Here is a 13,069-nt window from a genome sequence, read left to right on the forward strand (position 1 = left end):
GGCATGACTTCCGATGCCCTCTATCGCTCGCCGGCGCTACGCCAGTTCGAAGCCCGGCATGCCGACCTGCCGCTCATGCAGAGAGCGGGTGCCGCAGCTGCCGACTGGGCCGGTCAACTGGCGAGTACCAGGAACCGTCCGATACTGGTTCTGGCCGGGCCCGGAAACAACGGGGGCGACGCACTGGAAATGGCCCGCCTGCTCCGCCAGCGCTTCTTCGACGTGTGCGTCGCCTTTGCCGCAAACCCTGAGCGCCTGCCCGACGATGCACTGGCTGCCTACAGGCGCTTCACGGATGAAGGTGGAACAACGTGCGACGAAATACCGACTGACCGGCACTGGTCGCTGATCGTCGATGGCCTGTTCGGAATCGGGCTGGCCCGCGCGCCCGAAGGGCTGTACGCCGCCTGGATAGCATCCGCCAATCGACTGGCCGAGCGCGATGCCTGCCCCCTGCTGGCACTTGACTGCCCTTCCGGGCTGAATGCCGACACCGGGATCGGCCATGCCCCTTGTATCGAGGCCAGCCATACCCTGAGCTTCATCGCCGACAAGCCGGGCCTGCACACCGGCGACGGTCCGGATCACTGCGGCGAAATCCGTGTCGCCAGCCTCGATCTCGATGCGCCTGCGGAAGCGACACCCGATGGCTACCTTCTGCATCGCGGTCACTTTGCCGACCGTCTCCGGCCGCGTCGCCTGAATACCCACAAAGGCAGTTTCGGTAGTGCCGGCATTCTTGGCGGCGGCAAGTCCATGGTCGGCGCCATTTTCCTCGCCGGACGAGCAGCCCTCAAACTGGGGGCGGGCCGCGTCTACCTCGGCATGCTCGATTCCGACGCCCCGGCCGTTGACCTGCAGCAGCCTGAATTGATGCTGCGCCGTGCCGATAGCTTACTGCACGCCGATCTTCAGGCCCTGGCCTGTGGTCCGGGCCTCGGACGTTCATCCGAGGCGCTGCGCCTGCTCGAACAATCGCTCAAGGCGCCCGTGCAACTGGTCCTCGATGCCGACGCGCTGAACCTGCTGGCAGAGGACGGTCGCCTCGAAGGAAATCTTTACAACCGGGTCGGCCCCGCCATCCTGACGCCGCATCCGGCCGAGGCTGGCCGCCTGCTGGGCTGCTCGGTGCGCGACATACAGAACGACCGCATCAAGGCCGCACTCGATCTGGCCGATCGCTATCGCAGCTACATTGCGCTCAAGGGTTGCGGCACCGTCATCGCGGCGCCCGACGGTCGCTGGTGGATCAACACGACCGGCAACCCCGGCATGGCGACCGCCGGCATGGGGGATGTCCTGTGCGGCCTGATCGTCGCGCTCCTGGCCCAGAACTGGCCTGCAGAAACTGCACTGCTCGCTGCCGTCCATCTGCACGGCGCTGCTGCCGACCACCTCGTCGCGCAAGGCATTGGTCCGGTCGGCATGACCGCCGGGGAAGTCGTCGACGCGGCCCGTCATCTCTACAACGCCTGGGTCAGCCCGGGCAACAGCCTGTAAAATGCGGCCTCCATTGCCGCCGATTGCCCGACATGACCATTGAATTCGACTACCCGCTCACCTCCGAAATCAATCGCAACGTAGACGCCTCCCTGACCGAGGATGTCGGTGCCGGCGACCTGACTGCCAGCCTTGTTCCGGGCGAACGCCGTGTCAAGGCCACCGTGATTTCCCGGGAAGCAGGCGTCCTGTGCGGCACGGCCTGGTTCGACGAATGCGTGCGCCGCTGCGATCCGACGGCAACGGTTACCTGGCACGGTGTCGATGGCGACCGCATCGCCCCCAACCAGCTACTGTGCGAAATCGATGGCAACGGCCGCGCCCTGCTGACCGCCGAACGCAGTGCCCTGAACTTCCTGCAACTGCTTTCCGCCGTTGCCAGCAAGGCTCGCATCTACTCGGACGCCATTGCCGGAACCAAGGCGCAAGTCGTCGATACCCGCAAAACGCTGCCCGGCCTGCGCATTGCCCAGAAATACGCCGTTCGTGCCGGCGGTGGCGGCAATCATCGCCTGGCGCTGTGGGACGCGATTCTGATCAAGGAAAACCATATTCACGCGGCGGGTGGCATTGCCGAGGCCATGGCCGCAGCGAAGCGGGTTGCCGAACAGGCCAAGGATCGCTGCAAATTCATCCAGATCGAAGTCGAAAGTCTGGATGAGCTGAATGTGGCGCTGAACGCGGGTGCCACGATGATCCTGCTCGACAATTTCAGCCTCGACATGATGCGCGAGGCGTCGCGCATCAATGCCGGCCGCGCGATTCTGGAAGCCTCCGGCAATGTCACGCTCGAAACGATTCGCGGTATCGCCGAAACCGGCGTGGATCGCATCTCCGTTGGCGCCCTGACCAAGGACATCAAGGCCCTCGACTTGTCGATGCGCTTCGTCGGCTAGGCATTTCAGGCAATTGCCGTCATAATTGCCCGGGACAATCGAATATAAAAACTCAGGGGTAACCACATGCTGTTCGCGTTGTTCTATGTCGTCGCGATCTCGATTCTGGTGTTGCATTTCACGGGCTTCCTGGCCCGTCACAACCTCGAATGGCTAGTGCTGGTTCTCGCCGTAGCCGTTTTCCCTGCCGTTATCTACCTGTAATTCGCAGCAGCCGATCGACCAACGTCGCCCCATCCCGGATACCGTTACGCCATTTCCTTTGAACGGTGTGACTTCACTTTTGTCCGGCTGACCTTCCCCTACTTCCTGCGAGGCACAAAAAAAATCGCCCACCAGATCATGGCGGGCGATTCGGTATTGTTTCAGTCGAGGGTCAGACGCGTTCGACGATAAACTGCTTGATGGCGGCAACGTCCGGCGCCATGACCACAACGCGTTGCGGCAGGTTCTCGATCCCCTTGAGATCGGCGGGACGGACCGGCTCGGTACCCAGCGCCTCGCGGATGGTTTCCTCGAACTTGGCCGGCTGGGCGGTTTCGAGAACGATCATCGGAATGCCTTCCTGGCGATTCTCCATGGCCACTTTCAGGCCATCGGCGGTGTGGGTATCCAGCATCACGTTGTAGCGCCCCTGGGCGAAGCGGATGGTCTTGATGCGGTCGTTGTGCGTGCTCTTGCCCGAGATGAAGGCAAATTCCGGCATCTTGGCCCAGTGCGGCGTTGCAGACAGGTCGAAGGACTGCCCCTTGTCGACCTTGGCCCACAGTTCGCTGACGACAGCCGGATCGCGCCCCACCAGATCGAACACGAAGCGTTCGAAATTGGAGGCCTTGGAAATATCCATGGACGGGCTGGACGTGACGCTGGTTTCGACCGAGGTACGCGGGCGATAGACGCCGGTGCGGAAGAACTCGTCAAGCACGTCGTTTTCGTTGGTGGCCAGGACCAGCTTGGCGATCGGCAAACCCATCATGCGGGCGATGTGGCCGGCGCAGATATTGCCGAAGTTGCCGGACGGCACGCAGAAGGCAACCTGTTCGTCGTTTGACTTGGTCGCCAGGAAATAGCCCTGGAAGTAATAGACGATCTGAGCCGCGACGCGTGCCCAGTTGATCGAATTGACGGCACCGATCTTGTACTTGGCCTTGAACTCGGCATCGTTGGAGACTGCTTTCACGATGTCCTGCGCATCATCGAACATGCCGGTGACGGCAATGTTGAAGATATTGGCATCCTGCAGCGAATACATCTGGGCGCGCTGGAAAGCACTCATCTTGCCATCCGGCGACAACATGAAGACCTTGACGTTATGCTTGCCGCGCATCGCGTACTCGGCGGCCGAGCCGGTATCGCCCGAGGTGGCACCGAGGATGTTGATCGACTGACCGCGCTTGTCGAGCACGTACTCGAACAGGTTGCCGAGCAACTGCATCGCCATGTCCTTGAAGGCGAGCGTCGGCCCATTCGACAGTTCCTGCGTATACAGCCCGTCTTCCAGCTTGGTCAGCGGCGTGATCTGGGCAGCATCGCCACCGTTGCGGGTATGGCAATACACCTGCGCCGCATAGGTCTTGGCAACCAGCGCCTTCAGGTCGGCAGCCGGAATGTCGGTGATGAACTTGGACAGGATTTCGTAGGCTAGGTCGGCATACGACAGCTTTCGCCAGGCATCGAGTTCGGCGCGGGTGATCTGCGGATAGCTTTCCGGCAGGTAGAGGCCGCCATCCGGGGCCAGGCCGCCGAGGAGGATGTCGCAGAAAGCCTGGGGTGCGGCATGACCGCGAGTCGAGATATAGCGCATGGCGAAAACCTGAAAAGCGAAAAACGGCGATTTTACCGCGTTGAACGCTGGACGCGCACGGCTTGCAGCAACGCGACGGCAAACAGGCCAACAGCGATCAGCAACAATCCGCCACCCAGACGTTGAAATCCAGCCAGCAAGGCCAGCGCCGCAGCGATGAACAACGCACCGCGCAGCGCTCCGGTGGCTGCCAGGCGCTGCCGCATGGCCAAGCGCTCCGGAGTCGAAGGCCCGGGCCACCGCCAGACCGGCAGCAGTTGGCTGAGCGCCCCGCTGACCAGCGGCAACAAAAAGCCCGCCCCCCAAGCCAACAAAGACGCACGCGCCGACAAGAAACCGGCACCATGCAGCAGCCCGGCCAGCAGCGCCAGCAGCAAGCCGAACAGGGAAGCCAGCAACGATGCGGCAACCCCGTCATTCAACAACGCTCGCATGCCGAAACGTCTAACCCACTGACCTGCCAGACCCAGCACACTGACAAAAATCAGCATGGCGCCGGGTGCCGAAAAAGGCCAGGTGATCACTGCACCGGTCGCCACCACCAGGGCCCCGGAAGCAACCAGCCACAAGCGGCGGCGCAACCAGCCGGCAGCCTCCGGGTCGGGCTTTCCCAACGCGGTCGGCAGCAGCACCGGCAAGGTCCCCAGCGCGGCGAGCCCAATCAGCCCCAAGGTATTGAGGTGAAGGTGGAATATCCGCAGGGCATGCCAGTAATTGGGCCAAAGCGGGATCAGCAGGATGCTGGCCAGCGCCAGAATCAGGCAGCCGATTGCAACGCCGTACCACCGCCAGCCGGGATGCGGCGTACCCAGGGTCGCCCTGACCCGCAGAGCGATCCAGTGGATCAACACAGCCGCTGCCGCAACATCGCACGCCGCCGCGACATATACGGCATCGTAGGGCAGCCAACCCTGCATGCCGCTGACGGCAAGCAGGCCGACAAGCTGCACCACGGTAGGCAGCCGGGACATGCGGAAATCGATATCACCGGTACGCGTCAGCACCGGTACGAAATGCATCATGGCCGCGAAGATCAGCGGCACGATGCCGACGGCGAACGCCAGATGCGCCACCGCCAGAGGCGATCCCCAGCCGCTCAGTGCCAGCACAACGCTGGCGATCAGGGCAAGAAGGCTGAGGCTCGCTGTCCGTATCACTCAGGCAATGACTTTGAAGTCGATGACGATGGCGCCCGGCTCGCGCTGCTGGTATTCGATGCTCAGGTGCTGGCCATAACGCTGCTGCAGTTGGGCGAGCAGCGGCAGCGGGTCGTGATCGTTGCAGAAACGCATGGTTTCGCCCGGCATCAGCGCATCCAGGGCGCCAAAGATGGCGGCATGACGGAAGCGCTTGGCGATACCGCGTGCGTCGAACGGATAGAGAGCTTCGGCAGTGGGACGGTCACAGGCATGAACGGGATGAATGGTTTGCATCATAACTCCTTGAGTGGCTTGCCGGAATGGCAATCGGTAGCGATTCTGCCGAGGATCGCAGGCTAATTCCTTGATCCGTATCGCAATAGGCTTACCGCGCCAGAGGTTATCCCGCCGACCGCTGTCGCGTCCGCACGCGGGCAATCCAGGACTCAAGGCAAGCCCCCGCCTTGCACCAGAAGGAAATTCGATCTGGCGGGATGACGGCCAGTTCGCTGCTCCGGTTCCCGACAATATCAACCCAGCCGCCAGACTCGGCGACCCACACCTCCTCGCCGACAAGGCGTTGGCTCACCCGCACCGCCTGGCCGCACAGCCAGCCCGTCGTCTGCCCGACGTTCACCTCCCCGGATACGACCATAACCATGCTTCCGGCCTCGAGCAGGAATTGCCTTGTTTCACCTCGACCGACCGACAGCCCGATCATCCGCCTGTCCTCCATTTCCGCTCTCCTTGTCCAGATTCCCGAAACGCCAGGAGACAGGTCTATCGTAGGCGCGGCAGGAGCACCGTAACAGCCACAGAAATGAGCAATCTGAACCGAAACAAATACCTGTATTCCACATCTGTTATGGTTCATTTTTCCTGAATCTATATCTGTCGGCGAGACGCAGCCCGAAGGAAAATGAAACATGGACCCACTACCGCTCTACCGCCGCCTGGCAAATCACTATCGCGATGCAATCGAGAGCCGGACGCTCGCCCAGGGCGACCGCTTTCCGGCAGTGCGTACGCTGATGGATCGCCATTCGGTCAGCCTGAGTACCGCGCTGCAAGTCTGCCGTCAGTTGGAAAGCGAGGGCTGGCTCGAATCCCGCCCGCGCTCCGGCAACTTCGTGCGGCAGCCGCAACGAACGGCCAGCCGGCCGCTTGCCGAGCCACTACCCGGCCTGCCGATCGATCCGGCCCAGTATGTCGGTGTCCATACCCGGGTCTCGGAATTCATCGCTCGTACGCGCCAAGGTCCGGTCAAGGCCAATTTTTCCCGGGCTCGGGGCGCACCCGGCCTGTATCCCGGCGAAGCCCTGAAGAATGCCGCCACCCGGGCCTTGCGTCGCAACCCCGACTTGCTGGTCAATAGCGGCCCGCATCAAGGCAATGCGGGCTTTCGCGGTATTCTCGCCAAGCGTGCGCTGGGCGCCGGCATGCTGATCGTTCCGGACGATATCGTCGTCACCCAAGGCTGTACCGAAGCACTGAACCTTGCCTTGCGGGCGGTGACCCAGGCAGGCGACATCGTCGCCGTCGAATCGCCGACCTTCTTCGGCATCCTGCAAATCCTCGAAAGCCTGGGCTTGCGGGCACTGGAAATCCCCACCAGCCCGCACACCGGCATATCGCTCGAAGCACTGGAGCTGGCTGTTCAAACCCATCCCGGCATCAAGGCGATGATCGTCGTTCCTCATCTCCAGAATCCGCTTGGCAGCATCATGCCCGACAGCCACAAGGCCCGGCTGGTTGATTTCTGCGAACAGCAGGCCATCCCGCTGATCGAGGACGATACCTACAGCGCGCTCTGCGAAGGGGACACCCCGCGGCGGGCGCTCAAATCCTGGGACAAGACCGGCAACGTCATCCATTGCGCCTCATTCCACAAGGTTCTGGCTCCCGGCCTGCGCCTTGGGTGGATTTCCGGTGGACGCTGGCAGGCGCGTGTCGAGATGTTCAAGCATGCCCAGACCCACTACAACGAGGAACTGCCGCAACTTGCCGTTGCCGAGATCATCGGCTCCAGCGCTTACGACCGCCACCTGCGCCGCCTGCGTAGCGCACTCAGGGTACAGCGCCAGCAGATGAGCGAAGCGATCACGGCCTATTTCCCGCCCGGCACCCGGATGAACAGCCCTGATGGCGGCTTGGCGCTATGGGTCGAATTGCCTGATCGCCTCTCATCGCAGCACCTGTTCGATGCAGCCTTGCCGGAAGGCATCCTGCTGGCGCCGGGACTGATGTTTTCCAATTCAAACCGCTACGAACATTTCATCCGCCTGAATTGCGGCTGGCCCCACACCGCCGAGATCGACGCGGCCATCAAACGCCTCGGCGAGCTGTGCGCACAGTTGGCCAGCCATTGAGCCGGTAGCCGCAAAACAAAACGGGCGCCGCAGCGCCCGTTGGATCGACAGGAAGCGACTCGCTTACTGCAACTCTTCCAGACGAATGCGCTTGACCTTGCCCTTCTGGGCCGGCAAGCCTTCGATCTTGGCAATCGCCGCATCGGCAGCGCTTTCCTGGCAGACATGGGTCAGGATGATGATGTCGGTTTCGCCCTCGCCCTCTTCCGGCTCACGCTGCAGCAGCGCATCGATGGAGATGCCCTGATCGGCCAGGATGCGGGTGATGTCGGCCAGCACGCCCGGCTTGTCCTCGACACGCAGGCGCAGGTAGTAACCGGTTTCGATCTCGCTCATCGGCAGGACCGGCAGACTGGACATGGCATCCGGCTGGAAAGCCAGGTGCGGCACGCGATGTTCGGCATCAGCCGTGGCCAGGCGGGTGACGTCGACCAGGTCGGCAATCACGGCCGAGGCGGTCGGCTCGGCGCCGGCACCCTTGCCGTAGTACAGCGTGGTGCCGACGGCATCGCCCTTGACGACGACGGCGTTCATCGCACCTTCGACGTTGGCAATCAGGCGCTTGGCCGGAATCAGGGTCGGATGCACGCGCAGCTCGATGCCCTTCTCGCGACGCTTAGCGATACCGAGTAGTTTGATACGGTAGCCCAACTGCTCAGCGTACTTGATGTCGGAGGCTTCCAGCTTAGTGATGCCCTCGACGTAGGCCTTATCGAACTGGACCGGAATGCCGTAAGCGATGGAAGCGATCAGGGTGGCCTTGTGGGCGGCATCGACGCCTTCGATATCGAAGGTTGGATCGGCTTCGGCGTAGCCCAGACGCTGGGCTTCCTTCAGCACGTCGTCGAAGGACAGACCCTTGTCGCGCATTTCGGACAGGATGAAGTTGGTCGTGCCGTTGATGATGCCGGCCGCCCATTCGATGCGGTTGGCGGTCAGGCCTTCGCGCAGCGCCTTGATGATGGGGATGCCACCGGCCACGGCGGCTTCGAAGGCCACCATGACGCCCTTTTGCTGGGCAGCGGTGAAAATCTCGGTGCCATGCACGGCGAGCAGCGCCTTGTTGGCGGTGACGACATGCTTGCCGTTGGCGATGGATTGCATGACCACTTCCTTGGCCACGCCATAGCCGCCGATCAGTTCGACGATGATGTCGATTTCCGGGTCATTGACCAGCGAAAAAGCATCGTCGGTGACGCGGGCGGTGCCGCCCGTTACCTGCTTGGCCAGTTCCACATTCTTGTCGGCCACGGCCGTGATGCGAATCGGACGGCCGGCGCGACGGGTAATTTCTTCCGCATTGCGATTGAGAACGGTCCAGGTGCCGCCGCCGACGGTGCCGATGCCGATAAGGCCAACATTGATGGGTTTCATGTTCAGTCTTTGCTAACGAGATGGTTGGTGTTGTGACGCTTGCGATAGTTTTCCAGGAAGCGGGCGACGCGTCCGATCGCCTCGCGCAGATCGTCTTCATGCGGCAGGAAGACGAGCCGGAAATGGTCGGGATTGACCCAGTTGAAGCCTGTTCCCTGCACCAGCAGAACCTTCTCTTCCTGCAGGAGTTCGGAGATGAACTGCTGATCGTTCTTGATCGGATAGATCTTCGGATCGAGTTTCGGGAACATGTACAGCGCCGCCTTCGGCTTGACGCAGGAGACTCCGGGAATGGCGGTGATCAGTTCATGTGCGATGTCGCGCTGGCGACGCAGGCGCCCGCCTTCCTTGATCAGGTCGTCAATGCTCTGATAGCCCCCAAGCGCGGTCTGGATGCCGTGCTGACCCGGCGCATTGGCGCACAGGCGCATCGATGCCAGCATGTCGAGGCCTTCGATGTAATCCTTGGCGTGGCGCTTGTCGCCCGAAACGACCATCCATCCGGCACGGTAGCCGCAGGACCGATAGTTCTTCGACAGGCCGTTGAAGGTAATCGTCAACACGTCTTCCGACAGCGAGGCGATCGATGTGTGCGTGGCGCCCTCGTACAACACCTTGTCGTACACCTCGTCGGCGTAGATGGTCAGGTGATGCTGGCGGGCGATGTCGATGATCTCGCACAGCAGGTCGTCCGGATACAGCGCACCGGTCGGATTGTTCGGGTTGATCAGCACGATCGCCTTGGTATGGGCGTTGATCTTGCTCCGGATGTCGTCGAGATCGGGCAGCCAGCCCTTTTCCTCGTTGCACAGATAATGTTTCGGCGTACCGCCGGACAGGCTGATCGCAGCCGTCCACAACGGATAATCCGGTGCAGGCACGAGCACCTCGTCGCCCGCATCGAGCAGCGCATTCATCGCCATCACGATCAGTTCGGAAACGCCGTTACCCACGTAGATATCATCCAGCGTCACACCCTTGATGCCTTTTTGCTGGGTGTAATGCATGATCGCCTTGCGCGCCGCAAAAATCCCCTTCGAATCGGTATAACCAGCCGCGTTGGGCAGGTTGCGGATCATGTCCTGCTGGATTTCCTCGGGCGAATCGAAACCGAACGCGGCCAGGTTGCCGATGTTCAGTTTGATGATCTTGTGGCCCTCTTCCTCCATCTGCTTGGCTTTCTGCAGCACGGGGCCGCGAATGTCATAGCAGACGTTGGCGAGTTTGGCGGACTTCTTGACGTGTTTCATATGATGGTTCCCGCGAAGCGGCGTATAGGCCATTCAGGCCAAAGGTATAATCCTACTTTATACCCATGGTGCACCGCAATTTGAGCGGGCTTTCCGGAATCCTGAGCTGTGAAACTTCATACTTCGACCACCGACGGCATCAACCTCTTCTCGGCCTATGGCGACGATTTCGTGACCATCAACCAGGAAAAATATTTCGAAAACGTGGTTCTTCTGCCCGACGCCATCGTTCCGGCGTGGACGTCGACAACGCTTGCCACGCTCACGGAAGCCGACATGGAAAAACTGCTGGCACTGAAAACGGAAATCATTCTGCTCGGCACCGGCAAGCGCCTGCGCTTCCCCGCGGGCAACCTGCTCCGCCCCTTTGCCACCGCCGGTATCGGACTTGACGTCATGGACCTCAAGGCTGCCTGCCGCACCTACAACATCCTGGCCGCCGAGGGTCGCAAGGTCGCCGCCGCCCTGCTCTTCGACTGATCAGCCGCGCCCGTAGGTATCCTCGAAGCGCACGATGTCGTCCTCGCCCAGATAGCTCCCGGATTGCACCTCGATCATCTCGAGGACGGCAATGCCCGGGTTCTCCAGGCGATGCTTCACGCCAAGCGGAATGTAAGTCGACTGGTTCTCCGAAACCAGGAATGTTTCATCGCCCCTGACGACCTTGGCAGTACCCGTCACCACGATCCAGTGCTCGGCACGATGATGATGCATTTGCAGGGACAGCGAAGCCCCGGGCTTGACACAGATTCGCTTGACCTGGAAACGCTCGCCGGCATCGACTCCGTCATACCAGCCCCAGGGCCGATGCACCTTGCGGTGCCACTGCGCCACGGCACGCTTTTCGGCCTTCAGGCGATCGACGATTTTCTTGACATTCTGAGTTGCCGAGTGATGGGCCACCAGAACCGCATCATCGGTTTCGACGACAACGACATCTTTCAACCCCACACAGGCAACCAGCCTGCTTTCCGACACAGCCAAAGTGTTGGAGCACCCTTCCAGCAGGACATCGCCCCGCCAAGCATTCCCTGTGCCGCTCTTGGGCAGAACCTTCCACAAGGCATCCCATGCTCCAACATCCGACCAGCCAGCCGACAGCGGAATCACGGCAGCCCCGGGAAGCCCCGGCAGACCTGCCGACAAACGTTCCATAACCGCATAGTCAATCGAATCAGGGGGACACAGCTCGAAGGCTGCACGATCAACGCGCACGAAATCGCCATCCTGGCTGACCGCGCCCAATGCCTTCCGGCAAGCCGCCAGAATATCCGGACGGCACACGGATAGCGCCGAGAGCCAGACTGACGCCTTCATCACGAAAATTCCGCTGTTCCACAGGTAGTCGCCAGCATCGAGATACGCCTGGGCAGTATCGCGATCGGGTTTTTCGACGAAACGAGCCAAGGCATAGGCCGCGTCGTCGAGCGTACTCCTCTCACCTCGCTGGATGTAGCCATAGCCGGTCTCCGGGCAATCCGGCGTAATACCGAAGGTGACCGCTACGCCTCGATCTGCAAGCGCAACCGCACGAACAACGGCAGCCCTGAACGCAGCGCGCTCGACAATGACGTGATCGGCCGGCATCACCACCAGAACCGGGTCATCGCCGTCTCGTTGCGCCCACAGCGCCGCCAACGTCAAGGCAGGCGCCGTATTACGGCCGTATGGCTCGAGCAGTATCTGCCCCCGCTTGCCGAGCAGCCGCAACTGCTCCGCCACGGCAAAACGATGCTCTTCGTTGCACACCAGAAACGGCTCGCCCAAGCCGGGCACCCCGTCAAGACGGGCCACCGTTTCCTGCAGCATAGTTCTTTCGCCCACCAACGGCAGTAGCTGCTTGGGATGGTTCTCGCGCGACAAAGGCCAAAGCCTGGTTCCCGAACCACCGGAAAGAACGACCGGAATCACCTTGAGAAAACCCATCAACTAAAAAATCAATTAATCGATTTTTTTCAAATATTCCTTGGTAAAAATCTTGTCAGGCAACTCACGCAGCTTCATTTCGCTATATTCCAGAATCGATTTATCGCCGTTGCGCAAGGCATCCTCCATGACCAAACGCGTCGGACGAAGGCGACCTGCCAGCGTCTGGAAATTTTCGTAGCTGCACTTCTTCAACAAACGATTCGACAGGGAATAAAACTCGGCCTTCAAAGGCCACCCAGATTTTTCATTTACCCAATAAATGACTCGTTGATAAGTCACACTGCGATCAACTGCCGTCAGCTCAAGAACGTGATAGCGCTCGGTACCGATCGTTTCGCTACGTAGAATTTTGGGGTTGTAGTCACCGGCAAAATTAGCTCGCGCCAAGTCGCCGTTCGCAACTTGGCCGGTCAAGCGCTGCGCCAGGGAAATACGCACAGGCTGAGAAACCTCCGGCATGAAAACCCACAGATCTCGACCCTTCATCAGAATGATCTGCCCGCGCTCCGCCGCCGGTTCCGTCACCTGAACAACCGTGTTCTCATTTCCTTTCGATAGCACACGGTATTTCCTCATCTCGGCATCTTTGTCCGATTTGAGCGAATTAATTACAATGTCAACCTGAAAGCCTTCAGCCGGAAAGCGAACCTTGTCCGCCTTATCCACTATACTGCGGGCAAGAGCCTCATCCGCTGACGCAGCGGTAGTATCCTGCGCCAGACCAGCCCCTGACTGGAGCAAAAACAGAATGCCGGAAGCCAACACCCACACCCAAGTTGACACCCGACGATGGCCTAAGCGAATCATG

13 protein-coding genes are annotated in these 13,069 nt (G+C 60.9%); 5 read left to right on the forward strand and 8 right to left on the reverse strand.

Features of this window, described 5'->3' with window-relative positions; genetic code table 11:
- Nucleotides 1-3 precede the first annotated feature (3 nt).
- From F1002_RS11580 to F1002_RS20985, 3 genes are all read left to right on the forward strand, one after another.
- Complete coding sequence (locus F1002_RS11580) at nt 4-1,500, forward strand: NAD(P)H-hydrate dehydratase (RefSeq protein WP_150429169.1); 1,497 nt, start codon at nt 4-6, stop codon at nt 1,498-1,500.
- 32 nt (nt 1,501-1,532) lie between these two features.
- Complete coding sequence (nadC, locus tag F1002_RS11585; protein WP_150429170.1) at nt 1,533-2,396, forward strand: carboxylating nicotinate-nucleotide diphosphorylase; 864 nt, start codon at nt 1,533-1,535, stop codon at nt 2,394-2,396.
- Between the two features lie 66 nt (nt 2,397-2,462).
- On the forward strand, nt 2,463-2,600 hold the full coding sequence (locus F1002_RS20985; RefSeq protein WP_191090377.1) for a hypothetical protein: 138 nt from the start codon (nt 2,463-2,465) through the stop codon (nt 2,598-2,600).
- A 172-nt stretch (nt 2,601-2,772) separates the two neighbouring features.
- Here the strand turns inward: F1002_RS20985 and thrC are convergent, their stop codons facing one another.
- The 4 genes from thrC to F1002_RS11605 form a co-directional block, all read right to left on the reverse strand.
- Nucleotides 2,773-4,200, reverse strand: a complete 1,428-nt coding sequence (thrC, locus tag F1002_RS11590; RefSeq protein ID WP_150429171.1) for a threonine synthase — start codon at nt 4,198-4,200, stop codon at nt 2,773-2,775.
- A gap of 32 nt (nt 4,201-4,232) precedes the next feature.
- Entirely contained in the window at nt 4,233-5,357 is a 1,125-nt protein-coding gene (locus tag F1002_RS11595; protein ID WP_150429172.1) for a hypothetical protein, read from the reverse strand.
- Nucleotides 5,358-5,633 (reverse strand): DUF2249 domain-containing protein, encoded by a 276-nt coding sequence (locus F1002_RS11600; protein WP_150429173.1) that lies wholly within the window; start codon nt 5,631-5,633, stop codon nt 5,358-5,360.
- Between the two features lie 106 nt (nt 5,634-5,739).
- The gene (locus F1002_RS11605; RefSeq protein ID WP_150429174.1) at nt 5,740-6,075 is read right to left on the reverse strand and encodes a hypothetical protein; all 336 of its coding nucleotides are present in this window, start codon (nt 6,073-6,075) and stop codon (nt 5,740-5,742) included.
- 190 nt (nt 6,076-6,265) lie between these two features.
- On the opposite strand from F1002_RS11605, the gene F1002_RS11610 reads away from it, so the two are divergent.
- Nucleotides 6,266-7,708 (forward strand): PLP-dependent aminotransferase family protein, encoded by a 1,443-nt coding sequence (locus F1002_RS11610; RefSeq protein WP_150429175.1) that lies wholly within the window; start codon nt 6,266-6,268, stop codon nt 7,706-7,708.
- A 63-nt stretch (nt 7,709-7,771) separates the two neighbouring features.
- On the opposite strand, the gene F1002_RS11615 is transcribed toward F1002_RS11610, so the two are convergent.
- Nucleotides 7,772-9,082: a homoserine dehydrogenase gene (locus tag F1002_RS11615; protein ID WP_150429176.1), complete on the reverse strand. Its 1,311-nt coding sequence runs from the start codon at nt 9,080-9,082 to the stop codon at nt 7,772-7,774.
- 2 nt (nt 9,083-9,084) lie between these two features.
- Nucleotides 9,085-10,332 carry a pyridoxal phosphate-dependent aminotransferase gene (locus tag F1002_RS11620; RefSeq protein WP_150429177.1) on the reverse strand — a complete coding sequence of 416 codons (1,248 nt, stop codon included), beginning with the start codon at nt 10,330-10,332 and terminating at the stop codon, nt 9,085-9,087.
- Nucleotides 10,333-10,440: 108 nt separating this feature from the next.
- Between F1002_RS11620 and F1002_RS11625 the strand changes: the two genes are divergently transcribed.
- The gene (locus tag F1002_RS11625; protein ID WP_150429178.1) at nt 10,441-10,812 is read left to right on the forward strand and encodes an Mth938-like domain-containing protein; all 372 of its coding nucleotides are present in this window, start codon (nt 10,441-10,443) and stop codon (nt 10,810-10,812) included.
- Here F1002_RS11625 and F1002_RS11630 read toward each other — a convergent pair whose 3' ends face one another.
- Nucleotides 10,813-12,258, reverse strand: coding sequence for a mannose-1-phosphate guanylyltransferase/mannose-6-phosphate isomerase (locus F1002_RS11630; protein WP_150429179.1), 1,446 nt, complete (start codon nt 12,256-12,258; stop codon nt 10,813-10,815).
- A 15-nt stretch (nt 12,259-12,273) separates the two neighbouring features.
- Entirely contained in the window at nt 12,274-13,068 is a 795-nt protein-coding gene (locus tag F1002_RS11635) for an outer membrane lipoprotein-sorting protein (RefSeq protein WP_150429180.1), read from the reverse strand.
- Nucleotide 13,069: the final 1 nt, after the last annotated feature.

The organism is Dechloromonas sp. CZR5 (assembly GCF_008711155.1).
Taxonomy (GTDB): domain Bacteria; phylum Pseudomonadota; class Gammaproteobacteria; order Burkholderiales; family Rhodocyclaceae; genus Azonexus.

Coding starts and splice junctions, on each gene's coding strand:
- F1002_RS11580 (WP_150429169.1), top strand. CDS start 4: ATGACTTCCGATGCCCTCTATCGCTCGCCGGCGCTACGCCAGTTCGAA.
- nadC (WP_150429170.1), top strand. CDS start 1,533: ATGACCATTGAATTCGACTACCCGCTCACCTCCGAAATCAATCGCAAC.
- F1002_RS20985 (WP_191090377.1), top strand. CDS start 2,463: ATGCTGTTCGCGTTGTTCTATGTCGTCGCGATCTCGATTCTGGTGTTG.
- thrC (WP_150429171.1), bottom strand. CDS start 4,200: ATGCGCTATATCTCGACTCGCGGTCATGCCGCACCCCAGGCTTTCTGC.
- F1002_RS11600 (WP_150429173.1), bottom strand. CDS start 5,633: ATGCAAACCATTCATCCCGTTCATGCCTGTGACCGTCCCACTGCCGAA.
- F1002_RS11605 (WP_150429174.1), bottom strand. CDS start 6,075: ATGGAGGACAGGCGGATGATCGGGCTGTCGGTCGGTCGAGGTGAAACA.
- F1002_RS11610 (WP_150429175.1), top strand. CDS start 6,266: ATGGACCCACTACCGCTCTACCGCCGCCTGGCAAATCACTATCGCGAT.
- F1002_RS11615 (WP_150429176.1), bottom strand. CDS start 9,082: ATGAAACCCATCAATGTTGGCCTTATCGGCATCGGCACCGTCGGCGGC.
- F1002_RS11620 (WP_150429177.1), bottom strand. CDS start 10,332: ATGAAACACGTCAAGAAGTCCGCCAAACTCGCCAACGTCTGCTATGAC.
- F1002_RS11630 (WP_150429179.1), bottom strand. CDS start 12,258: ATGGGTTTTCTCAAGGTGATTCCGGTCGTTCTTTCCGGTGGTTCGGGA.
- F1002_RS11635 (WP_150429180.1), bottom strand. CDS start 13,068: ATGATTCGCTTAGGCCATCGTCGGGTGTCAACTTGGGTGTGGGTGTTG.